This is a genomic window from Streptomyces stelliscabiei, from assembly GCF_014873495.1.
GTDB classification, from domain to species: domain Bacteria; phylum Actinomycetota; class Actinomycetes; order Streptomycetales; family Streptomycetaceae; genus Streptomyces; species Streptomyces bottropensis.
The window spans coordinates 9,842,171-9,864,764 of record NZ_JADBGF010000001.1; the positions used below are offsets into that span (position 1 = coordinate 9,842,171).

Annotated in this window: 20 protein-coding genes and 2 pseudogenes; 10 read left to right on the forward strand and 12 right to left on the reverse strand. The window is 71.5% G+C overall.

All coding sequences use genetic code 11. From position 1 onward, the window contains the following. Positions 1-14 precede the first annotated feature (14 nt). Genes H4687_RS42960 through H4687_RS42970 form a run of 3 tightly spaced genes read right to left on the reverse strand, consistent with a single transcriptional unit; the run spans position 15 to position 3,366 of the window. A complete protein-coding gene (locus tag H4687_RS42960) occupies positions 15-1,361 on the reverse strand; it encodes an alanine racemase (protein ID WP_046916466.1) in 1,347 nt (448 codons plus the stop codon). Beyond that, positions 1,358-2,380, reverse strand: a complete 1,023-nt coding sequence (locus H4687_RS42965; protein WP_078907309.1) for an ornithine cyclodeaminase family protein — start codon at positions 2,378-2,380, stop codon at positions 1,358-1,360. The genes H4687_RS42960 and H4687_RS42965 overlap by 4 nt, the downstream gene beginning before the upstream one ends. Next, positions 2,377-3,366, reverse strand: a complete 990-nt coding sequence (locus H4687_RS42970) for a TauD/TfdA family dioxygenase (RefSeq protein ID WP_046916465.1) — start codon at positions 3,364-3,366, stop codon at positions 2,377-2,379. Before H4687_RS42970 ends, H4687_RS42965 begins: the two co-directional genes overlap by 4 nt. A gap of 290 nt (positions 3,367-3,656) precedes the next feature. Here H4687_RS42970 and H4687_RS42975 point away from each other — a divergent pair, with 290 nt between their 5' ends. The 6 genes from H4687_RS42975 to H4687_RS43000 all read left to right on the forward strand — a co-directional run bounded on the left by H4687_RS42975 (position 3,657) and on the right by H4687_RS43000 (position 10,116). Beyond that, a complete protein-coding gene (locus tag H4687_RS42975; protein WP_046916464.1) occupies positions 3,657-5,207 on the forward strand; it encodes an ABC transporter substrate-binding protein in 1,551 nt (516 codons plus the stop codon). Between the two features lie 68 nt (positions 5,208-5,275). Further along, positions 5,276-6,211, forward strand: a complete 936-nt coding sequence (locus H4687_RS42980) for an ABC transporter permease (RefSeq protein WP_225968392.1) — start codon at positions 5,276-5,278, stop codon at positions 6,209-6,211. Beyond that, entirely contained in the window at positions 6,208-7,014 is an 807-nt protein-coding gene (locus H4687_RS42985) for an ABC transporter permease (protein ID WP_046916462.1), read from the forward strand. Before H4687_RS42980 ends, H4687_RS42985 begins: the two co-directional genes overlap by 4 nt. After that, positions 7,011-8,573, forward strand: a complete 1,563-nt coding sequence (locus H4687_RS42990; RefSeq protein ID WP_050398586.1) for an ABC transporter ATP-binding protein — start codon at positions 7,011-7,013, stop codon at positions 8,571-8,573. The genes H4687_RS42985 and H4687_RS42990 overlap by 4 nt, the downstream gene beginning before the upstream one ends. A 133-nt stretch (positions 8,574-8,706) precedes the next feature. Continuing rightward, positions 8,707-9,282: an AMIN-like domain-containing (lipo)protein gene (locus tag H4687_RS42995; protein WP_046918456.1), complete on the forward strand. Its 576-nt coding sequence runs from the start codon at positions 8,707-8,709 to the stop codon at positions 9,280-9,282. A 105-nt stretch (positions 9,283-9,387) separates the two neighbouring features. Further along, on the forward strand, positions 9,388-10,116 hold the full coding sequence (locus tag H4687_RS43000; RefSeq protein WP_046918448.1) for a hypothetical protein: 729 nt from the start codon (positions 9,388-9,390) through the stop codon (positions 10,114-10,116). A 118-nt stretch (positions 10,117-10,234) separates the two neighbouring features. Here the strand turns inward: H4687_RS43000 and H4687_RS43005 are convergent, their stop codons facing one another. Further along, complete coding sequence (locus H4687_RS43005; protein WP_046918447.1) at positions 10,235-10,867, reverse strand: GyrI-like domain-containing protein; 633 nt, start codon at positions 10,865-10,867, stop codon at positions 10,235-10,237. 125 nt (positions 10,868-10,992) lie between these two features. Here H4687_RS43005 and H4687_RS43010 point away from each other — a divergent pair, with 125 nt between their 5' ends. Then, positions 10,993-14,454 carry a S8 family serine peptidase gene (locus H4687_RS43010; protein ID WP_159026246.1) on the forward strand — a complete coding sequence of 1,154 codons (3,462 nt, stop codon included), beginning with the start codon at positions 10,993-10,995 and terminating at the stop codon, positions 14,452-14,454. Between the two features lie 7 nt (positions 14,455-14,461). Here the strand turns inward: H4687_RS43010 and H4687_RS43015 are convergent, their stop codons facing one another. Next, entirely contained in the window at positions 14,462-14,950 is a 489-nt protein-coding gene (locus tag H4687_RS43015; protein WP_192781784.1) for a hypothetical protein, read from the reverse strand. Then, positions 14,908-15,399, reverse strand: coding sequence for a hypothetical protein (locus tag H4687_RS43020; protein ID WP_046918446.1), 492 nt, complete (start codon positions 15,397-15,399; stop codon positions 14,908-14,910). Before H4687_RS43020 ends, H4687_RS43015 begins: the two co-directional genes overlap by 43 nt. A gap of 351 nt (positions 15,400-15,750) precedes the next feature. Here H4687_RS43020 and H4687_RS43025 point away from each other — a divergent pair, with 351 nt between their 5' ends. The 3 genes and pseudogenes from H4687_RS43025 to H4687_RS43035 all read left to right on the forward strand — a co-directional run. Further along, a complete protein-coding gene (locus H4687_RS43025) occupies positions 15,751-16,695 on the forward strand; it encodes an acyl-CoA--6-aminopenicillanic acid acyltransferase (RefSeq protein WP_046918445.1) in 945 nt (314 codons plus the stop codon). Positions 16,696-16,903: 208 nt separating this feature from the next. After that, positions 16,904-17,103: pseudogene (locus H4687_RS43030) on the forward strand (NAD-dependent epimerase/dehydratase family protein); the annotation flags it as partial. A gap of 96 nt (positions 17,104-17,199) precedes the next feature. Next, positions 17,200-18,001, forward strand: a pseudogene (locus H4687_RS43035) (IS5 family transposase); the annotation flags it as partial. A 111-nt stretch (positions 18,002-18,112) separates the two neighbouring features. Here H4687_RS43035 and H4687_RS43040 read toward each other — a convergent pair. From H4687_RS43040 to H4687_RS43065, 6 genes are all read right to left on the reverse strand, one after another. Further along, positions 18,113-18,949 (reverse strand): ATP-grasp domain-containing protein, encoded by an 837-nt coding sequence (locus tag H4687_RS43040; protein WP_046918442.1) that lies wholly within the window; start codon positions 18,947-18,949, stop codon positions 18,113-18,115. An 81-nt stretch (positions 18,950-19,030) separates the two neighbouring features. Next, positions 19,031-20,140, reverse strand: a complete 1,110-nt coding sequence (locus tag H4687_RS43045; protein WP_046918441.1) for an NADH:flavin oxidoreductase/NADH oxidase — start codon at positions 20,138-20,140, stop codon at positions 19,031-19,033. Between the two features lie 82 nt (positions 20,141-20,222). Continuing rightward, positions 20,223-20,891 carry an SDR family oxidoreductase gene (locus H4687_RS43050; RefSeq protein WP_046918440.1) on the reverse strand — a complete coding sequence of 223 codons (669 nt, stop codon included), beginning with the start codon at positions 20,889-20,891 and terminating at the stop codon, positions 20,223-20,225. A gap of 2 nt (positions 20,892-20,893) precedes the next feature. After that, on the reverse strand, positions 20,894-21,295 hold the full coding sequence (locus H4687_RS43055; RefSeq protein ID WP_046918439.1) for a RidA family protein: 402 nt from the start codon (positions 21,293-21,295) through the stop codon (positions 20,894-20,896). Between the two features lie 48 nt (positions 21,296-21,343). Then, a complete protein-coding gene (locus H4687_RS43060; RefSeq protein WP_046918438.1) occupies positions 21,344-21,997 on the reverse strand; it encodes an NAD(P)H-binding protein in 654 nt (217 codons plus the stop codon). A 48-nt stretch (positions 21,998-22,045) separates the two neighbouring features. Continuing rightward, positions 22,046-22,477: a VOC family protein gene (locus H4687_RS43065; protein WP_046918437.1), complete on the reverse strand. Its 432-nt coding sequence runs from the start codon at positions 22,475-22,477 to the stop codon at positions 22,046-22,048. Between the last annotated feature and the right edge of the window lie 117 nt (positions 22,478-22,594).

Below are 22,594 nucleotides of genomic sequence, written 5' to 3' on the forward strand. Positions count from 1 at the left end.
GCTCCTGGGGGTTCTCAGTGGGGGTGGCGGTCGAGGCGCCAGCGGAAGCGGGCGCCCGAGGGCTCGACGACGACCTTCGGGGGCAGAGGGAGGTCGTGGAACGGCGATTCGTTGGAGTCCATCTGGTAGCCCGCCGTGTTGAGGTACACGAGCAGGTCACCGGCGATCGGCCTTAGCGGGAAGGGGATCTTCCGCCAGGTCAGCATGTCCGACTCCAGGCAGGTCGCGGCTCCCACGCAGGCCGGGTACGGGCCGGCGCCGGCGACGGGGCGTGTGCCGGCCGGCACCAGCATCGGGTCGGGCAGGAACTCGCTGTCGAACCACTGCTCCGACAGGCTGAGGCTGGTGCCGTCGACGGTGAGGAGCGCGTATCCGTCGCGTTCCTTGACGCCCTGGACCCGGAACACCGTGAACCCGGCCTGGTCCAGCAGGGCCCGGCCCGGTTCGACGAGCAGGGTGATCCCGGCCGCCCGCAGCAGCCCGGCGAGGCTGGTGCCCTCGTCCGCGCCGGTCGGGGTGGCCGTCAGGATCGTCCGCAGGGCGTCGGCGCCGGCGACGGGGGAGTGGTACGGGTAGAAGCCCCCGAAGGACTTCTCCGCGTGGAAGTGCTCGGGGCGCCGGCTCTCCTCGAACCGCCGCCAGTCGTCGGCGGCGACGTAGTCGACGGCGAAGCCGCCGCCGATGCTGATCCGGTCGGCGCGCAGCCCGAGTCCGCGGGCCCGCGCGCAGAGGTGGATCAACTCGGCTGTCAAATCGGTGCGTTGGCGCGTGTCGTAGCCGGAGAGGTGGAAGCTGAAGCCCTCCATGTCGACGGGGCCGGTGGCGCACCGCCGCAGTGCCGAGTCCAGCTCGCCGTCGTCCAGGCCGAAGCGGCTGTGCGGCTGTTGCGGGGGCAGTCTGCGCAGCAGCGCCCGTGCGGTGCGGCCGAGTTCCGCCGCGAGCGACAGGAGGCGGTCCAGTTCGTCGAGCGCGTCGACGGCGACGAGGGCGCCCTGGAGCAGAGCCACGCGCAGCAGGTCGTCCGCCTTGGCCGGGCCCGTCACCACCAGGTCCTCGCCGCGCACCCCGGCGGCGAGGACCTCGCGCAACTCGCCCTGGCTCGCCACGTCCACGCCCAGCCCGGCCACGGCGGCCCGCTCGGCGTAGACGGCCGCCTTGTTGGCCTTCTTGGCGAAGTACACCCGGCCGTCGACGCCCGCCTCGGTGAACGCCTGGCGGAAGGCGGTCGCGTTGGCGTCGAAGCGGTCCGGGAAGAGCACGTGGTAGGGCCCCCGCAGGCCGTGGCTCAGCTCGTGCAGCAGCGCGTCGCCCAGCAGGGCACGCACCTCGGGCGTGGTGTGCGAGGCGAGCACCGACGTCATTTCCACAGCGGCACCGCCGTGCCCAGCCCCTGGGCGAGGGCCAGTTGGGCGAAGCGATGGCCGAGGGCGATGTCGGTGACGACCAGCCCGCTGTTGTACGCGAAGATCCGCTGCCCGGCGTCGGTGCGGCCCTCGGTGCGGCCGGCCAGTACGCCGGGGAACTCGGCGTCCACGTCGGGAAGTTGTCCGTCGGCGTCGGCCATGTCCACGCCGGTGACCCGCATCTGCGCGGCGCTGGTGGCGATCACGCGGTCGGCGCGGTGCAGGGTCGAGGGCGCGATGCCGTAGCCGATGAGCACGGACAGGGCCGCGGGCTTGAGCCAGTCGGCGTCCACGGAGGCGGGGGTGTTCGGGCCGGCGGTGGCCAGCACGATGTCCGCGTCCCCGGCCGCCGCCCGCAGATCGGTCACGACCTCCAGCTCACGGTCGGGGAAGTGGGTGCGCAGCTGCTCGCGCACCGCCCGTATGCCGTCCGGGTGCGTGCCGAAGAGCATCAGCCGCTCCAGGTCGGGCAGTGTGGTCAGCAGGAACGGCAGGGCGAGACGCCCCTGGGTACCGGTGCCGATGACCAGGGCGCTGCGGGCGCCGGGCGCGGCCAGTTCGCGGGCCAGCAGCGCGGAGACCGCCGGGGTGCGCAGTGCGCCCACCCGGCCGCAGTCCAGCATGGCGACCGGCAGCCCGGTCTCGTCGTCGTACAGCGTCAGCGTCGTGTAGTAGTGCTGCTTGTCGCGGTCCTCGTGCAGGCCGTACTTGTACGAGGTCTTCACCGCGACCACCCCGCGCACGCCGTCGCGGCCGAGCATCGCGTACGCCACCGAGTGGCCGTCCTGCGGCTTGACGGTGAGCTTCCGGGGGTTGTCGGACTGTCCGTCGGCGAGGGTGCGGTACGCCTGTTCGACCACGGACACGACGTCGGCGAGGGTGATGTCGATGCCGGCCACGTCGCTGGTGCTGAGGATGCGCAGGGTCGTGTCGTCGGGCGCCATGGCGGTTCCTCCGGTGCTGTCGTCGCCGGTCATGCGTGGGCCTCCACGGCGGCCTGGCCGTAGCCGTGCTCCGACTCCTCGGCGGGCGGCCGGGTCCGGCGGCCCTTCGCCCGTACGGAGGAACGTTTCAGCCAGCGGTCCGTGCCGTCGTACCGGGCCTGGAAGGGGACCCGGCCGTGCACGACCAGGTCGTTGTCCACGACCAGCACCTCGCCGGGGTCGAGGCTCACGGCCACGCTGACCCGGGCGAGTTCGTCCTCCAGCCGGGCGTAGGCCGCGCGGTGGTCGTCGGGGGCCCGGTCCAGCGGGGTGTACGCCGGGTCGAAGCGCAGGGTCAGACCTTCCTCCGACTGCCACAGCGTGGGCACGGGCGGCGGGTCGCCCTGGTAGGCCTGGGCCTCCTCGTAGGCGTCGTCGGGGAGGATCGGCAGCACGGGTCGGCTGAGCAACTCCACGTCGAAGTCGGACAGTTCGACGTTGCGGATGCCGGCGGCCGTGGTGGCGACCGAGTCGTGGTTGCGCATACAGCCGAGGATCAGCAGGTGGGCGCGGCCCGGGTGGAAGGCGTCCTCCGTGTGCGGGCTGAGCAGCACGCTGCTGCTGGCGCCGGTCTGCTCCACCTCGTGGCCGGGGCTCGGCACGATGTTGTGGACGAAACGGCCTTCCTGCTGGCCCTCCCAGGCGATGGGGGTGCCCATCACCGTCGACAGCAGGAGCAGGATCACGTCGTACACGGCTCCGGCGCTCCCGGCGGTCGACCAGTGGCCGGGGGTGGGGCCCACCGCGTCGTCGTCGACGTGCAGGCCGCGCAGGACGAAGAGTCCGTCCGCGGTGTCGACGGGGCGGCAGGCGTGCCGGATCGGGTCGCTCAACGAGGCTGCCGCGGCCGGGACTTGGCTCAGCAGGCCGGGGTGGGTGGGGTCGCCGTCGTGCTCGGCGAGGAGGGCGTGGGCGACGGCGGTGAGTTCTGCCGCCGAGGCGTGGTCGAGCAGGCGTACGGGAGTGCTACCCGTGGGCATGGGGGGTCCGTCCGTTCCGGTGCGGAATGCGTGTGCGGGCGCGGTGCAGGGGCTACGGGTGGGGCTGTGCGAGACGGTCGGCGGGCATGGCGAAGAAGGCCGCCCGAGGTGGGCCGCGTGGGTCAGGTGCGGCTCCGGTCGACCTCCGGAAACATAGCCAGACGGTGAATAGTAGGGAAGGCTTGCCTAAGTTGATGAAGATCACATACGAGGTGGTCTTGTCACGTAGCCGCCGCACAAGATAGGTAAGGCTAAGCAAATCAAGCCAACTGCGGGAAATTGAGGGACAAGTGCACCTGACGCGACGTCAACTGCTGTGGACCGGCGGCGCCATCGGCGCGGGCGTCATGCTCACCGCCTGCGGCGGCGACGACAAGCCCACGGCCTCGGCCACCGGCGACTCGGCCAAGCCCCGCAAGGGCGGCACCCTGCGCGTCGGAGCGCTCGGCCGGGCCGGCGCCATCACCCGCGACCCGCACGGCAGCCAGGCCAACGAGAGCGACTACCTCATCATCAGCCTGCTCTACGACACCCTCACCGTCCCCGGCGCCAAGCCCAACACCGAACCCCGGCTCGCCGCGAGCTGGAAACCCTCCGAGGACCTGAAGACCTGGCGGTTCACCGTCGCCAAGGGCGCCACGTTCCACGACGGGACACCGGTCACCGCCGAGGACGTCGTCTTCTCGCTGAAGCGGCTGCGCGCCACCCCCTCCGGCGCCTCCCGCCTGCCCGGCATCCAGGCGAAGAACATCACCGCCGACGGCACCGACACCGTCGTCATCGTCTCCGACTACGCCAACGCCGAACTGCCCCTGCTGGTCCGCCTCACCACCTTCGTCGTCCCCAAGGGCACCACCGACAAGGACATCGCCAAGGCCCCCGGCACCGGCCCCTTCAAGCTCGACTGGTTCCGCGGCGGCAACGCCCGCCTCGTGCGCAACGACGACTGGTACGGCGGCCAGGTCCACCTCGACGCCATCGAAGTCAAGATCTTCGAGAGCCCGCAGGCCATGGCGAGCGCCCTGCTCGCCGGGCAGATCGACCTCGCCTCCAACGTCGGCGCCGTCGCCGCCCGGACCGCCGAGAGCCGCAAGGACGTCCAGGCCGTCCGCCGCCCCAACGACATGGCGATGCCCCTCGTCATGCGCACCGCCGACGGCCCCTTCGCCGACCCCAAGGTCCGCGAGGCACTGCGCCTCGCCGTCGACCGCGAGGCCATGGTCAAGCAGGTTCTCTCCGGCTACGGCACCGTCGCCAACGACGTCCTCGGCACCGGCGACCCCGCCTACGACAAGGATCTCCCGCAGCGCACCCGGGACCTGACCAAGGCCAAGGCCCTGCTGAAGGAGGCGAAGTTCGACACCTCCAAGACCTACGAGCTGTACACCACCGAGGACATCTCCGGCCTCGCCGAGTCGGCCACCCTCTTCGCCACCCAGGTCCGCGAGGCCGGCGTCAAGATCAAGGTCGTCAAGCAGGAATCGGCCACCTTCTGGGACAAGACCTGGCTCAAGGGCGACCTGTACACCACGTACTGGGGCACCAACGACTCCGTCGTCTTCTTCGCCAGCAAGACCATGGTCTCCGACAGCGGCACCAACGAGGCCGGCTGGAAGGACGACGACTTCGACACGGCGTACGAGAAGGCCATCGGCACCGCCGCCCCGGCCGAGCGCACCGCACTGCTGAAGGCGCTCCAGAAGATCGAGTACGACAGCTCCGGCTACCTGCTGTGGGGCATGGCCGACGGCATCGACCTCGCCGGGGCCAAGGTGCGCGGGCTGCCGACCCTGCCCGGGTACGGAAGGGTGCAGCTCGAAGGCGCGTGGCTGGCCAGTTGACCCCCGACACCGCCGCGCCGGCCGCCTCCCGGGTCACTCCGGGCAGGCGGTCGGCGCGTACCTCTGTCCTGCTCCTGGCCCGCGGGGGCACGGTCCTGCTGAAGCGAGCGGTCCTGCTCGCCGTGCTCCTCGCCCTCGTCTTCGGCACCGTCGAACTGCTGCCCGGCGACGCCGCCACCGCCACCTCCGAACGCGGTGAGAGCGCCGCCGACCTCGCCGCCCGCCGGGCCCTCCTCGGCCTGGACCGCCCGGTGCTCGAACGCTTCGGCGACTGGATGACCGGTCTGCCCACCGGCGACCTCGGCACCTCGGCGCGCGGCGAGAAGGTCACCGACCTGCTCTCCAGCGCCTTCCCCAACACCCTGCTGCTCGGCGGCATCGCCCTGCTGCTCACCGCGCTCGTGTCCCTCGCCCTGGGCTGCTGGGCCGCCCTGCGCCCCGGCGGACGTCTCGACCGGGCCGTTTCCGGCACCGCGACCGCCGTCCTCGCCCTGCCCGAGTTCGTCGTGGCCGTCGCCCTGGTCCTGGTGCTGTCCCTGTGGACCGGCTGGCTGCCGGCCGTCACCCTCACCGGCGCCGACGGAACCCCCGCCGACTGGACCATGCTCGTGCTGCCCGCCCTCGCCCTCACCGTCCCGCAGACCGGCTGGAACATCCGCATCGTGCGCGCAGCCCTCGCCGACGAGGCCCGCGCCCCCCACGTGGAGACGGCCGTCCTCGACGGACTGCCGCCCCACCGCGTCCTCACCCACCACGTGCTGCCCGGTGCCCTGCCCGCCATCGCCGCGGGCCTGGCCACCTCCACCGGCATGCTGCTGGGCGGCGCGGTCGTCGTGGAGACCATCTTCAACTACCCCGGCATCGGCTCCGTCCTGGCCTCCGCCGTCAGCGACCGCGACAGCCCGGTCATCGCCGGCGTCACGGCCCTGTCCGGCGCCGTCATCACCGCGGTCCTGCTCCTGGCCGACCTGGTCCGCGACCTCGCGACAGGAGTCCGACGGTGAGCATCAGAGCCGCCCTGCGCAGCACCCCCGCCCTGCTCCTCATCGGCCTCGCCCTCGTCGGCCCCTGGCTCGCCCCGAACGCCGTGGACGCACCCGTGACCGCCCCCTACGCCACCCCCGACGCCGCGGCCTTCCTCGGCGGCGACCAGCTCGGCCGTGACGTCCTCAGCCGTCTGCTGGCCGGCGGCCGCGACCTCGTGCTCTCCTCCCTGCTCGTCGCCCTCCTCGTCACCGGCACGGCCGCGGTACTCGGCGCGATCGGAGCCGTACGCCCCCTCGTCGGACGCCTCGTGGAACGCACCGCCGACGTCCTCATGCTGCTCCCGGCCGTGCTCGGCATCCTCCTCGTCACCCTGTCCTGGCCCGACGGCGGCCGCCTCGCCGTCATCGCGGCCTCCGTCGTCCTCGGCGTGCCCTACGCCGTCCGGCTCGCGGCGAGCGCGGCGACCCCCATCGCCGAGGCCGGGTACGTCGAGGCGGCGGCCGCCGGCGGCGAACGCCTGTGGTACCTCGTCGTCCGCGAGATCCTGCCCAACCTGCGCGCCACCCTGCTGGCCCTGTTCGGCCTGCGCTTCGTCGCCGCCGTCTACCTCGTCGCCACCGCCGGCTTCCTCCAGGTCGGCCCCCAACCACCCGCCGCCGACTGGGCGTTGATGATCCGCGAGAACTCCTCCGGCCTCCTCCTCAACCCCTGGGCCGTCGTCGCCCCCAGCATCGCCATCGGCCTGCTCGCCCTCAGCGTCAACCTCGCCGCCGCCACCCTCGCCCCCCAGACCGGCCGGAAGGCGGTGACCGTCCTGTGAGCCACACCCGCGACCGGTACGCGCACACGGAGACCCCGCCGGGCGACGACTCCCCGGCGGTCAAGGTCACCGACCTCACCGTGGCCGCACCCGACGGCCGGCATCTGCTGCGCGACGCCTCCCTGACCGTCCACCCCGGCCGCCTCGTCGCCCTCACCGGCCCCTCCGGCGCCGGCAAGACCACCCTGCTGCGCGCCCTCACCGGCCTCCTCCCGCCGGGCACCACCCGCACCGGCGGCCGGGTCGACGTCCTCGGCCACGACGTCTTCGCCCTCACCGACCGGGAACTGCGCACCCTGCGCGGCACCCGCCTCGCCTACGTCGGCCAGGACCCCGGCTCCGGGCTCAACCCCCGGATGCGGGTACGCACCCTGGTCCGCGAACTCGCCGCCGACCGCGGCCCCGAGGCGGTCACCGCGCTCCTCGCCGAGGTCCGCCTCCCGGACGACGGCCGCCTGACCAGCCGCCGCCCCGGCACCCTCTCCGGCGGACAACAGCGCCGCGTCGCCCTCGCCCGCGCCCTGGCCCGCCGCCCCGACGTCCTCCTCCTGGACGAGCCGACCGCCGGCCTGCACCCCGAACTGCGCGACGAGATAGCCGAGTTGCTGCGTCATCTCGCCCGCGAACACCATCTCGCCATCGCTCTGTCCTGCCACGACCCGGCCGTGGTCGAGCGCTTCGCGGACGACGTCGTGGAACTCGGCCCGCGCCCGGCCCCGCGCTTGCCGATGCCCGTCCCCGCCCCCGCGACCCGTACCGCCGCCCTCGCGACCCGTACCGCTCCCGCGGCCCCCGCGAGCCAACCTGCTCTCGACGTACGGAACCTGCACGTGGCGTTCGGCGGAACGCCCGCGCTCACCGGTGTCGACCTCACCGTCGCCTCCGGCGCCGCGGTGGGCATCGTGGGCGTCTCCGGCTCGGGCAAGACCACGCTGGTCCGTACCGTCGTGGGACTCCAGCGCGGCACGGCCGGCACGATCCACCTGGCCGGCACCCCCCTGAGCACGGGCCTGCGCGGCCGTACCCGCGAACAGCGGCGCCAACTGCAGCTCGTCACACAGAACCCGCTCGGCGCGCTCAACCCCAGCCGCTCCGTCGCCGACACCGTGGGGCGCCCGTTGCGCCTGCACCGCCGCTGCCCCTCGGCGGGGATCGACGAGCGAGTGACGCACCTCCTGAAACAGGTCGGCCTGTCGGCCGCCTTCGCCGGCCGCTACCCCCACGAGCTGTCCGGCGGACAGCGGCAGCGGGTCGCCATCGCCCGGGCCCTGGCCGCCGAGCCCGAGGTCCTGATCTGCGACGAGGTCACCTCCGCGCTCGACGCCGACACGGGCCGCGCCATCATGGACCTGCTGGCCGACCTCCGCGAACGCAGCGGCACCACCCTCGTCCTCATCAGCCACGACCTGCCGCTCATCGCCGACCGCACGAGCACGGTCACCGTGCTGGAGGCCGGCCGCGTCGTGGAATCCGGCCCCACCGCCGAGGTCTTCACCATGCCCCGACACGCCGCGACGAAAGCCCTGTTGGGAGCGGCCGTACCCGCGACGGGACCCTGATTCCGCTTCGCCGTGACGCGCGCGGGAGAGATCCCCCGATTTTTCCTCTGCCGGGCGTGCAACCATCCCGCCCGTCCAGCTGTCTCATCCGGCACCAGGAGCTACACGGCAAAACGTGATCAAGGGGCACATCATGCGACGTATCGGAGCGGCAGTGGCCGTACTCGTGCTCGCGGGCACCACGCTGGGGACGGCGGCCGGCACCGCGGGTGCCGAGACGAGGACAGAGGGCACGCGCGCGGTGGCGGCCTGCCCGACGGGCTGGGGCAGCGGCGCCAAGGGCGGCCCCGCGGTGGGCGCGGATCACCTGCGCGACATCAGGACCGGACGGCACGCGTGCTACGACCGCATGGTGTTCGACGTGCCCGGCGGCGGCAAGGTCACCTACCACGTCGCCTACGTGGACCGGCTGTACGCGGACCCGTCGGGCCAGTACATACCGGTCAGTGGCGGGGCGATCCTCGACATCCGCGTCGGCGCGTGGAGCTGGGACCTGGAGGCCGGCGTGCCGACCTACCCGGGCGTGGTGGGCAAGCGCCTGCCCGGCGTGAACGTCAGCGGCTACAGCACCTTCCGGGACACCCGCTTCGGCGGCACCTTCGAGGGGCAGACCCAGGTCGGCCTCGGCGTCCGTGCCCGACTGCCGTTCCGTGTGCTCCAGTTGGACGACCGGATCGTGGTCGACGTCGCCCACAAGTGGACGAGCTAGTACGACGCTCCGGACCTCCACGAGGTCACCGTCGGCAGGCCGGGGCGGCACCGGGTGCGGCCGGTCGGCGGAGCGTGATCCCCGGCGTGTGGTGAAGTGGGGATCATGACGAGAACCGACGCGATCGTGGTGCCGGAGCTGTACGTCGGTTACCCGGGGGTGGCCTTCGGCGGCTACGTCGCCGGTGTGCTGGCGGACAGGCTGGGGACGCGGACGGCACGGGTGGACTTCCGTGGGCCGGTGCCGGTCGGCGCGCCCCAGGCGATCGCGGAATCGGCGGAGGGAGGCGTTCGGCTGGGTGAGGCCGAGCGGCCCCTCGCCGCGGCTCGCCCCGCGGAGTTGTCGCTCGACGTGCCGGCCGCCCCCTCCTGGCAGGAGGCGGCCGCCTCGTCCGAGAGGTACCGGGCCGAGCCACCGCCGGGGGTGGTCGACTGCTTCGGCTGCGGCCTGCGGGCACCCGACCGCGGCCTGCGCGTGCACTGCGCGCCGGTGCCCGGCCGGGACCTCGTGGCCTCCGCCTTCATTCCGTCCCGGACCTTCGCCGAACCGGACGGTCTTCTCCCGTCCCGACTGGTCTGGGGCGTCCTGGACTGCCCGGGGAACTGGGCGGGGCGCTTCCTCGGCACCCAGCGTCCCGGCGCGGTCACCGCGGCCCTGACGGGGTCGCTTCTGCGGCCGGTCGCCGCGGGTGAGCGGCACGTCGTGTACGCCTGGCTGCTGTCGGAGTCCGGCCGCAAACACACGATGGGTGTCGCGCTCGCCACCGCCGACGGTGAACTGTGCGCCGTCTCCGAGTCGTTGTGGATCGATCCCCGGCCCGTCCCTGATTCCTGAAGCCGACCGCGCCCCCTCCAGCCCCGCGCGGGCGGCACGAGGCTCACCGCCCCCTGCGGGCGGCACGAGACTCACCGCTCCCTGCGGGCGTCACGAGACTCACCGCTCCCTGCGGGCGTCACGAGGCGTCGCGCAGTCGCTCCACGGGTTGCCGCAGGACGGTCCGCAGCTTGGCCGGGTCGGTCCTGCGGGGGTCGCTGAGATAGATCTCGTGGTGCAGCCCCGCCTCCCGCAGGCCGTTGGCGGGGAGGTAGTCGTGGTGCAGCCTGGTCAGGACAGGTGTCTCGTCGTCGTAGGACCCGAGGTGCAGGACCTGGGCGCTGGTCCCCTCGTGGAGCGTCTCCGGCCGGACCTCCCCGATCACGGGATTGCCCTTCTTCACCAGGGCGGTCCGCCGGGCGTCCTCGATCACGGGGTCGGTGATCCAGTCGGGGACGTTGATGAGCAGTCTCCACCGCCAGTTGTCCTTGCGCCTGGCCAGGAAGTCGGTCATGTCGTCCGCCCACCACAGCCCTTCGAGCGGGCCCACGACGAAGTCCCGGCCCAGCTCCCGCTTGCTCGTGAACTTGACGGTGTAGGCGACCGCGTAGAGCGCCTCGACCGTGTGGCGGTACGCGGCGGCGGTGTTCGGGTCGCCGTGCCCGTCGACGGCGAGGAAACGCAGTTCGGGGATGTCGACCAGCTCCCAGTCGGAATTCCTGGGTGCATAGCACCGCTTGAGCTCACGCTTGACGTCGTACTTGGCCGTCATGCCCCGCCCCTCTCCGCCGTCCCCCGATTCGCTCTCGCCACAGCGCAACCTAACTTCTCACCCGTGCGTAGTACCGGAGAACACGTTGGTGTGCAGAGGTGTGCGGATGAGGCGGGGGAACACGAGTGGGATCCACAGCACGCGCGAGAACGGCGGTACTGGCCGCCGTGATGGCCGGGGCGTTGGTCACGGGGGCGGTGTCCGTCGGCGGACAACAGGCGCGAGCCGACGGCCCGGCCGTGTTCGACGGGGTGAAGAACCCGGACGGGAAGAACCCGGACGGGAAGGACTCGGACGACGGGAAGGACTCGGACGACGGGAAGGGCTCGGACGACGGGAAGGGCTCGGACGAGGGGAAGGGCTCGGACGAGGGGAAGCAGCCGGCCACCGTCACACTGATCACCGGCGACCGTGTGGTCGTCGACTCCGGCGGTGAGGTGCTTCGGCTGGTGCGCGGCAACGGCCGTCAGGGGATGGGCTTCTCGGTGCGGCGTGAGGCGGGACGCACCTACGTCGTCCCGCAGGACGCCCTGCGCCTGGTCGCCGACGGCGTGCTCGACCGGCGCCTCTTCGACGTCGAGCGGCTCGTCCGGGACGGGTACGACGACGGGCACCGCACCACGCTGCCGCTGATCGTCGGATACCGGCAGGACGGCCCCGGAGCGCAGGCCCTCACCGCCGCCCGCGACCCGTTCGCGGGGGTCGCCGTCCGCCATCGCCGGGCACTGCCGGCGGTCGACGGCGAGGCCTTCGAGGCACCCAAATCCGGCACCCCGGCCCTGTGGGCGGCTGTCACCGGCCGCTCTCCGGCCCGTACGGCAGGCGGTACGGCCGCCCCCTCGCGGCCCGTCGCCCATGTCTGGCTGGACGCGAAGGTCCGGGGGGCGCTGGCCGAGAGCGTGCCGCAGATCGGTGCGCCCGCCATGTGGAAGGCGGGCTACACCGGCAAGGGCGTCAAGGTCGCGGTCCTGGACTCGGGCGTGGACCAGACCCACCCGGACCTCAAGGGCCTGGAGATCGCGCAGAAGAACTTCAGCGACTCTCCCGACGTCAAGGACCGCGTCGGTCACGGCACACACGTGGCCTCCACCATCGCCGGCAGCGGCACGAAGTCCGGCGGCCGCCACAAGGGCGTGGCACCCGACGTGAAGCTGCTGGACGTCAAGGTCCTGGCCGACGACAACCGCGGAGACATCTCGAAGATCGTCGCCGGTATGCAGTGGGCGGTCGACCAGGGCGCGCGGATCGTCAACATGAGTCTGGGCTCACCCGACACCCCGGGGGTCGATCCGATGGAGGCGGCCATCGCCCGGCTCTCCGACAAGGCCCTCTTCGTGGTGGCCGCCGGCAACGCGGGCGACGGCCCCGGCACGATCTGGTCACCCGGCAGTGCCCCCGCCGCGCTCACGGTCGGTGCCGTGGACAAGCAGGACCGGATCGCCGACTTCTCCAGCCGGGGCCCGAACCTCGACGGTACGGCCAAGCCGGACCTCACCGGCCCCGGTGTGGACATCACCGCCGCCCAGAGCACCCAGGGCTCGCCGCCCGCGGGCGAGGACTACGCGACGCACTCGGGTACGTCGATGGCCGCCCCGCACGTCGCGGGCGCCGCCGCTCTCGTGCTCCAGCTGCACCCGGACTGGAGCGGAGCCCGGCTGAAGTCGCTCCTGACCGGCTCGGCCGAGCCCAACCCGCTGCTGAGCGCCCATCAGCAGGGCGCCGGCCGGGTGGACCTGGAGCGTGCCGCCACGGCCCTGGTCGTCTCCGAACCGGGCTCGCTGAACTTCGGCACGCAGGCCTGGCCGCACACCGACGACAAGCCGGCCTCCCAGACCGTCACGTACCGCAACGTCGGCCCCCGGCCCGTCACCGTGCACCTGAGTGTCTCCGGGACCGGTCCCTCGGGCGGCCCCGTCCCGGCCGGCATGTTCACCGTCAAGGACACCCAGCTCACCGTTCCGGCCGGAGGCACCGCGAAGACCACCGTCACCGCCGACACACGCAAGGGCACCGTCGACGGCGTCTTCGGCGGCACGGTACTGGCGAAGGGAGACGGCCAGGAGGTGCGCACCGGCCTGGTGGCCGAGCGGGAGGCGGAGTCGTACGACGTCACGGTGCGGCACATCGACGCCGACGGCGCCGTGCCGCCCTCCTACGCGACGACGATCAGCCGCAGGGACGGGGACGGCCAGTACGTGGAACTCCCGTACCGCGCGAACGGCACGGTGGTCCAGCGTCTGCGCAAGGGATCCTACCACCTGCAGAGCCTGGTCTTCGCCGAGGACGGCGAACTCGGCTTCTTCGTCCAGCCCGTGCTGAAGGTGAACGGCGATGTCACGGTCACCCTCGACTCCCGCAAGGCGAAGCCGTTCTCGGTGAAGGCCTCGGACCGGACCGCGAAGCCCGTCACCTCCGTCGTCGGCTACTACGACGAGGCCCTGGGTGTGGGCGACTCCTGGTCCACCAGCGGGGCGCCGCCGGTCCGCACCGCCGGCCTCGGCCCGGCGTCCCCCACGCTGCGGGCCCAGTTCCACGGCGTGTGGAAGGCGCCCGGCGCGGCCGCCAAGAACGTCGACCACCGGCTCGCCTTCAACCGCGAGGGCAGCTTCTTCACCGGGCTGACCCGCACCCTCACCCGGGCCGACGTGACCGAGGTGAAGCTCGGCTTCGGGGCGTCCGTCACCGGGGCCGGGGGCCAGGTGCACCTCACACCGCTGGACGGAGGCGGCAACAGCATCGGCGGACAGGAGCCGCCGGTGCAGAAGCTGCCGCTGTCCACGACGCACTACCTCACCACGGCCGGTGTGCGCTGGTCCTGGAAGGCCACGCAGCTCGACGCCCGCGGCGAGCCCCGCATGTTCTACGCGAAGGACTCGGTGACCTACAGGCCGGGCTCCCGTCACACCCTGAGGTTCAACACCGGTGTGGTGGGCCCCGATCTCGCGGCGGGCAGCCCGCAGGAGCAGGGCGCCGAGCGGACCGGTGACCGTATCGACGCCAGGGTCCCGCTGTTCCACGACGGCAGCGGCAACCCCGGGTTCTCGATCGTCACCGGTGGCTTCGCCCGGCTGGAATCCGGCGGGCGGGTACGGGGCGAGGGCCCGGCCACGGACTGGCTGAGCGCCGAAGTCCCCGACGCCTCGGCCGCGTACCGCCTGACGGTCGAGGCGAGCCGCTCGGCCGCGGACACCTCCACCAGCACGAAGGTGTCCGGGGTGTGGACCTTCACCTCGGCCCGGCCGGCCTCGGACCGCTCGGTCGCGTTGCCGCTGTCGACGGTGCGGCTCACGCCGAAGCTGAGCCTGAAGGGCACGGCGCCGGCGGGCGGCACGCTCACGGTGCCCCTCAAGCTGAGCGGCGCGGCCGCGAAGGCCGGGCAGGTCGCGGCGCTCGCCGTCAACGTCTCCTACGACGGCGGCCGGACCTGGAAGCCGCTGACCGTGAAGACCGACGCCAAGGGGGCACGCTCGGTGAGCGTGAAGCACCCGACGACCGCCAAGGCCGTCTCCTTCCGAATCGACCTGAAGGACAAGGGCGGCAACACCGTGCGCGAGACGATCACGAACGCCTACCGGCTCGCCCCGTGAACTGACCTCACGCCGGTGACCCGTACCCGGCACCGGTGAATCCTCCGGCCCGGCCCCCGCACCTGGGGGAACCGGGCCGGAGCTGTGTTCGCCACTCCCCGAACGCCCCCACGGCCCGGTCGAGCAGTGCGGCCAGGGCCCCCGGCCGGGTGTCCGTGGGAAGGCAAGGGACAGTCTCCAGCCGAGGGGCGACCTCGGACACCCACCAGCTCCGCCCGGCCAGCTGCTTCTCGTGGTGCCGGGCCCGAAGTGACGGGGTTTCCCGGAGCATGCGGAGATAGCTGAGCACCTGCTCGGACGCCTCCTCGTTCATCCGCGTAGGAACGTCGAACGCCCTGCGCAGGGCTTCCCACGGCCGCTCGTCGTCCGGGCGGGCGGCGAGCGCCTGCGCGATCCGGCGGCCCGATTCCTGCAGGCCGCCCAGGACGTCACCGGGCGGTGGCCTGCGTGCCGTCAGACGGCGTCGCCCTGGGCCTCGGCCGTGACGTCGGCCCACTCCTCCCACGGGAGGTTCTTGTGTCGCCGGAGCTCGCCGATCCGCTCCACCGGGAGGTCGCGCCAATGATCGGCGAGAGCACGGGCCTCGACAGGGGTGAATGCGAGCGCGGCGATCGTGTCGGCTGGCAAGGTCTCGGGGTTCCAGTCTTGGTGCTCGTGATCGGGACCGAGCTGGTCGATCACCCACATCCGAAGCATGAAGTCATGATGCGTCTTTCGTGCCCGATCCCATGGACTGTCCCCAGGCAGACGCTGGTTGGCCCGCAGGGAAAGCTCCGCCCACTGGCGGCGGGCTGCGCGGGGCGCGTCGGCGTCGTAGGCATGACCCTGCGCGACGACACGTACCGATTCGAGCTGCGGGCCATGGGTGGCATCGGCGAATGACCGAAGACGCTGGATCGTCCAGGTGCTGAGGTCACGGCTGGGGCTGTCGTCATCGGCGTTCAAGAGCCCTCGTTCCTCATGGTGGGGGTGCCGAGGCCGATGTCGGTTCCCGTGGGCGAGATTGTGCATCGCTCCGGCCGGACACCGACACCGAGCGGACACCGACATCGAGTTCCTTCGACTTCGCCCAGCCACCCCGCGGGAGAGGGCGAGCGGAGGGTCCCCTCCCAGAGGACGACGTTCCTGTTCCGTCAGGCGTCCCGGTCTTCCGCCCGGTACTGACGTCTGCTGGACGTCCGAGACCTGACCGGCGGCGCTGCCGGTGCTGCTCCAGGGACCTAGTGAATCACCTGCGGAGTTGGCATGGTTGCCGTCACCTGCCTCGCAGTCCAACGTCCAGTAGGGAGCGGCCGCATGAGCCAACAGCAGAAGACTTTCCGTGCTGTAGAGGTCGGCGACGGAAGTGATGGGCGATGGGCAACCCATACACAGGCCTTGTGGCCGCTCGCGGAGGAGTGGATGACCGAGGAGGGGCGGACCTTAGAGGGGGCGAACCGTGCTCGGAAGCTGTTCGAGACGCACATGCCGGAGCTGGTTCCCGTTCTGGACCGCCTCTCCGGGCAGCTCGACCGGCCCGACGGGGAAACCTTTCTCACCCTCGCCGCCCTGCGGCCGTTCTTCTCGGGCTGCACTCAGATCGGCGGCAACGGCACTCTGTTGCGCAACTACGACTTCAGCCCCGACGAGTGTGAGGGCACCATTGTCTCCTCCCACTTTCTCCGACCGGTGATCGGAATGCAGGATGCCGCCTGGGGCTTGCTGGACGGGATGAACGACGCCGGACTCGCGGTGTCACTCACCTTCGGTGGACGATTCGTCCACGGCCCTGGCTTCGCCATCCTCATCGTCCTGCGCTACCTGTTGGAGACATGTGACACCGTCGATGAGGCAGTCGGCAGGCTGCGGTCCCTACCCATCGCGATCCCGCAGAACGTGACGCTCGTCGACTCCGAGCAGGCGGTGACGGTGTTCGTGGGGCCTGACATCGCGATGACCGAGGCCGCGGACGCCTGCGCCGCCAACCACCAGCACGAGCCGGTTCCTGAGGAGCAGGAGCGGTTCTCCCGGACCCAGGAGCGGCTGAAGGCTGTTCGTGCAGCGGGTACAGAAGTGGCGGCGATGTTGCGGCCGCCGCTGTACCAATCCGCGTACGACGAGGGATTGGGAACGGTTTACACCGCCCGCTACCGGCCGTCCGAGGGCCGTGTGACCTACTACTGGCCGGGCGAATCCTGGGAACATTCCTTCGACGGCTTCACTCCGGGATCCCGCACCGTGACCATCGGCCAAGCCGACTGAGCGGGTCCGTCGATGCCTTCGGCGCGGTGACGGACGCGCTTCAGAGGGCGCCACGGCGTACGGACGCTGGTCGCCTCGTCCGGCGTTACGGGCTGGTGGCGGTGGCGGTGGCGGTGGCGGTCCGGTCGGGGGTGGAAAGGCTTACGAATCCCTGACGGCCGGGCGTCGTCCGGTCCGGGGTCGGGCGGGTCGTCGTACGGTCGGCGGCATGTTGATCCTGGTCACCGGGGGTGCGGGCTTCATCGGCTCGTACGTCGTCACCGCTCTCAACGGCGCCGGGCACGAGGTACGCGTCCTCGACGCCCTGCTGCCGGCCGCGTCGCGCCGTCGATCCCCGAAGGGGTGGACTGGCGGCACGCGGACGTCCGCGACGTCACGGCCGTGGCCGACGCCCTGCGAGGTGTCGACGATCGGGGACCGGGCCCTGGAGATCGAGCCGATCTCATCGCGGGGGCCGCCCGGACGGCGGGCGGCCCCGGCAGCACTGCAGAGGGCCAACCCGTGATGCGTCTCCGCCGCTATCCCTCGGACACCACCAACGCCGAATGGGCCCTGCTCGAACCCCTGCTGCCCACACGGGCCTGCGACACCAGCCGCGGCGGCCGGCCGGCCGGAGAAGCATCCCCGCCGCGACATCGTCGACGCGATCCGCTATGTCGTGGACACGGACTGCGAATGGCGGGCTTTACCTGCGGATTTCCCGCCCTGGCGCACGGTCTGGGGCTTCATGGCCCGCTGGGCCGCGGCCGGTGTCGTCGGCCAGATCCGCGACCAGCTCTCCGGGCGGATCCGCCGCGAGATGGGCAAAGGCCCCCGCGCGGTCGCCACCGTCATCGACTCCCAGTCCGTGAAGGCCGCGGAGACCGTCGGTAAGGACTCGCGTGGCTACGACGCGGGAAAGAAAATCAATGGACGCAAGCGGCATCTCGTGGTCGACACCCGCGGCCTGCCCCTGATGGTAATGGTCACTCCGGCCGACTTGCACGACTCCGCAGCGGCGAAGGAGGTCCTCTTCCGCCTCCGGCTGATGCACCCCGAGATCGCCCTTGCCTGGGCCGACCGGGCCTACGCGGGCAAGCTCGTGACCTGGGCCAAGCGACACCTGAACCTCACGATCAAGACCGTCAGCCGTCCGAAGGACACCTCCGGGTTCGTCGTTCTGCCCCGCCGTTGGGTCGTCGAACGGTCGCTCGCGTGGCTCATGCACGCCCGCCGTCATGCCCGAGACTACGAACGACTCGTTCAGCACTCCGAGTCCCTGATCACCTGGGCGGCGATCACCCTCATGACCCGCCGCCTCACCCGCAAGCCGGCACGGCAGCGGACATCGGCCGCCGCCTGCCGCCGGAGGCCCTAAACCCGTGTCGGGGCATGTCTGCCCAGGGCCGCGCTCGCTCTTGAGGGCTCGTATGCCACCTCAGGCGCGTGGCTGAGCGTCCAGGAACCGGTGGAGGGATGCCGTCATGCTCGCCACGAACGCGTCACGGGTCCGGTCGGAGACCAGATCCAGGGACAGGTACGGGTTGAGGTCCTCCAGCTCTACGAGGAGCAGCTCGCCTTCCTGGGCGCGGCAGGCGTCCACGCGCTGGATGCCGTGGTCGAGGGTGTTCCAGTCGATGAAGGGCCGGGCGAAGGCCAGGTCGGCGTCGGTGGGCTCGTAGGGCTCAAGGACCCAGCGCCGCTCGGGATCGGGGGCGTGAAGGGCGTACTGGAAGGCGTCGTCGACGTAATAGAAGGACACCTCGTAGCGGAAGTCGATGCGCGGCTGGACCAGGATGTCGCCGTAGGCCAGGTCGCTCAACTGCTCTCGGGGCACGAAGGTCAGGCCGATGGAGTCCGCGCCCGCTTTCGGCTTGACCGCGTACTGGCCTGCCTCGGGCAGCAGGTGCAGGTCCTCGGGCCGATCGATGGTGGGGATGACCGGGTATCCGGCGGCGGTCAGGTCCAGCAGGTACTGCTTGCCGGCCATGTCGCCCCGGCCGGACAGCGGGTTGTAGACCCGGATGCCACGGACCATGGCCTGCTCCCGGAAGGCGTCGTACTCCTTCTGGTAGTGCAGCACGGGCCCGCTGTTGCGGACCACGACCACGTCGAAGGCGTCCATCAGGGCGGCGGCGTCCAGCGGGTGGCACAGGGTGATGGCGAAGCCGTCGCGCAGTCGGGAGGTCAGGAAGATGTCCTCGTCGCAGTAGCGCCGCCCCCGGGCTGGGTAGGCGAGGTCGGTCACGAACAGAACTCTGCGGCGCTCGGCCATCGTGCAATCTCCCAAGGAGGTGGTGCAACGCATCGTGCCTGGTGAGGCAGAAGGCTGGTGGTCAGGAGGGTGGCTTGAGGGTCAGCGCTTGCGGCGCTGGACGACGTAGGCGTACTGGTCCGGCCAGGTCGGCTCGGCATTGAGTGCGAGGGCGGCGTGCTGTGCCCAGTATGGGTCGCGGAGCAGTTCGCGGCCGAGGAAGACGGCGTCGGCCTGGCCGGAGGCGATGACGTCCTCGGCCTGCTGCGGCTCGGTGATGATGCCGACGGCGGCGGTGGGGATACCGGCCTGGTTGCGGGCCCGGGCGGCGAACGGCACCTGGTAGTTCGGCCCGGCGACGATCTTCGCGTCGCGGACCATGCCGCCGGTCGAGACGTCGAGCAGGTCGACGCCGTGAGCGGTCAGTTCCTTGGCGAGGCGGACGGTGTCCTCACCGGTCCAGCCCTCGCGGGTGTCCTCGGGGTTCTCGGTCAGCCAGTCGGTCGCCGAGGTGCGGAAGAAGACCGGCAGCTCGGCGGGCCACACGGCGCGCACCGCGTCGACGACCTCCAGGGCGAAGCGGATGCGGTTCTCGAAGCTGCCGCCGTAGGCGTCGGTGCGGTGGTTGGAGACCGGGGAGAGGAAGGAGTTGATGAGGTAGCCGTGGGCGCCGTGCACCTCGGCGACCTGAAAGCCGGCGTCCAGGGCGCGCTTGGCGGAGTCGGCGAAGTCGGCCACAAGCTGCTGGATCTCGGCCACGGTCAGCTCGTGCGGGACGGGCAGGCCGTCGTACGCGACCGTGCTGGGCGCCACCGTCTGCCAGCCGCCCTCGCTCTGGGGCACGTACCGGTCGGACAGCCAGGGCTTGTCCACCGACGCCTTGCGGCCGGCGTGGGCGAGCTGGATGGCCGGGACGGCGCCGTACGCCTTGATGGCCCGGGTGATCCTGGCGAACGCCTCCTGCTGACGGTCGTTCCACAGGCCCAGGTCCCAGGGGCTGATCCGCCCGTCGGGGCGGACCCCGGTGGCCTCGGCCATGACCAGGCCCGCGCCACCGGCGGCGCGCGAGGCCAGGTGGGCGAGGTGGAAGTCGGTCGGCGCGCCGGTCTCCGGGCCCGTGGGGGCGGCGGAGTACATGCACATCGGCGACATCCACACCCGGTTGGGTATCTGGAGGGAGCGCAGCTTTAGGGGGGTGAACAGAGTACTCACGGTGTTTCTCTTTCAGGTGGGGCATCGCCGGCCGGGACAACGCCGTCGAGGGGGAGATGAGGGGAGACGCGGAGTGGGCGGGTCAGTGGGCTGCGTGGGCTGCCACGGCGTCCGCGATGGGAGTGCTGCCGCCGATGACCTCGACGGTCCGGCCGGTCAGCCGCGATTCGTCGAGCAGTGCCAACAGGACGGCGGCGACATCGGCCCGGGAGATGGGGCCCGGGCCGGTCCGCTCGGCGAGCGTGACCCGGCCGGTGCCAGGGGTGTCGTCGAGCAAGCCCGGGCGGACGATCGTCGCCTGGAGCGCGGTCCGGGACCGGACGGCGCTCTCGGCCGCGAGCTTGGCCCGCAGATAGGTCCGGAAGACCGGGTCGAGGCTCTCGTCGTCGACGGCCCGCAGATCGGTGCCCATGGCGGAGAGCAGCAGATAGCGTCCGGCACCGGCGCTCTCGGCGGCGTCCGCCAGCAGGATCGCCGCGCCGCGGTCCACGCTGTCTTTACGGCCCACCGAACTCCCGGGGCCCGCTCCGGCGGCGAACACCACCGCGTCGGCACCCGTCAGATGCCGGGCGACCTCGTCACTGGTGGCCTTCTCCAGATCCACGAGCCGGGCCTGGGCCCCGGCCTTCTCCAGCGCCTCGGCCTGGGCCGGGTTGCGGATGAGGCCGGTGACCACATCGCCGCGTTCGGACAGGAGCTGCTCCAGGAGGAGGGCGACCTTGCCGTGTCCTCCGGCGATGACGACCTTCATGATCAGGCCGGCAGACGGGTGTCGAGGACGAAGTTGACCTCGATGAGCTGGCCCGGGAAGAACAGCGAGGCGACGCCGATGGTGGAGCTGGTGGGGCGGTGGTCACCGAAGTAGGCCAGGTTCGCCGCGGCCATCGCCATGTTGTACTTCGGCAGGTCCACGATGAACTGGGTCTCGGAGACGACCTGGTGACGGGTGGCGCCGTAGTGGGCGAGCACCTTCTCGAAGTTGGCGTAGGACTGCTTCAGCTGGGCGTCGAAGTCGCCCGGGTAGAGGAAGTTGCCCTGCTCGTCGTGGGAGAGCTGTCCGGAGACGTAGATGGTGTCGCCGACTTTGATGGCCTGGGCGAAACCGAACTCCTTCTCGCCGGAGACGTCGTGGCTGTAGGAATCGATGGCGGTCATGGTGCTTCTCCTTGCTGAGGGTGCTGTGGTTGAGGTGCGGGTGTGAGCTCAGGCGACCGCGAGGCGGGTGACGGCGTCCGCGACGGGGGTGTCACCGGAGGTGAGCTCGACGATCACGCGGCTGAGGGTCGGCGCGTGCAGGGCGGCGTCGAGGAACGCGGCGACGTCGTCGCGGTGCACGTCGCCGTACTCGACGGCGGGACCGGCGGCGACCCGGCCGGTGCCGGGGGTGTCCAGAAGGGTTCCGGGACGGACGATCAGCCAGTCCAGATCGGAGCGCGTCAGATAGACGTCGGCGGTCTTCTTGACCTTGATGTAGTGCTCGAAGCCCTCACTACGTGTCCCGTCGCGCAGCGCGTCGGGGAACACCGAGACGAGGACGAACCGCGCCACCCCGGCCAGCGCGGCCGCGTCGGCGGCCTTTTGAAGGCCACGGCCGTCGATGAGGGTCGTCTTGTCCTGACCGGTGCCATGTGCGCCGGCCGAGAAGACCACGGCATCATGGCCGCGCATCCTGCCGGCCAGGTCATCGACCGAGTCGGCGATGAGATCACCGACCACCGGAGTCCCGCCGGCCGCCCGCACCGTCTCACCCTGAGCGGGCCCGCGGTGCATGCCGGTCACACAGTCACCGCGTGCGGTGAGGAGTTGAGTGAGGCGGCGGCCGACTCCTCCGGCGGCGCCGATCTGGAACACCTTCATGAACTCGTCCTGTCTTTCGCGTGTGGGGGTGGGGGTGCCGGCCGCCGGTCAGGCGGCGAACACCTGCGAGTCGTCGGCGAACGCCTTGAACTCCAGCGCGTTGCCGGCCGGGTCGAGGAGGAACATCGTCCACTGCTCGCCCTTCTGGCCCGCGAAACGCACATACGGCTCGATGACGAACTCGGTACCCGCCGCCCGCAGCCGCTCGGCGAACTCCTGGAAGGCCTCGACCGTCAGAACCAGACCGAAGTGCGGCACGGGTACGTCGTGGCCGTCGACCGGATTGTGTAGGCGCTGCGCGCGCTCCGGCGCGAGGTGCGTGACGAACTGATGGCCGTGCAGATTCCAGTCCACCCACGTGTCCGCACTGCGGCCCTGCTCCAGGCCCAGGACGTCGCCGTAGAAGCGGCGCGCGGCAGCCAGGTCGTCGACCGGCACGGCCAGGTGGAAGCGGGGGATCGGGGAGTCGAGAACGGTCATGGCACTGCCTTCCTGCCGGGGAGCGGAGCGACCCATGGGCGATCCCGCTCGACTTGTCCTAATGTTGACATCACGACAACGTCCGAATGTTAACATTAGGTCATTGGTGGAGGAGGT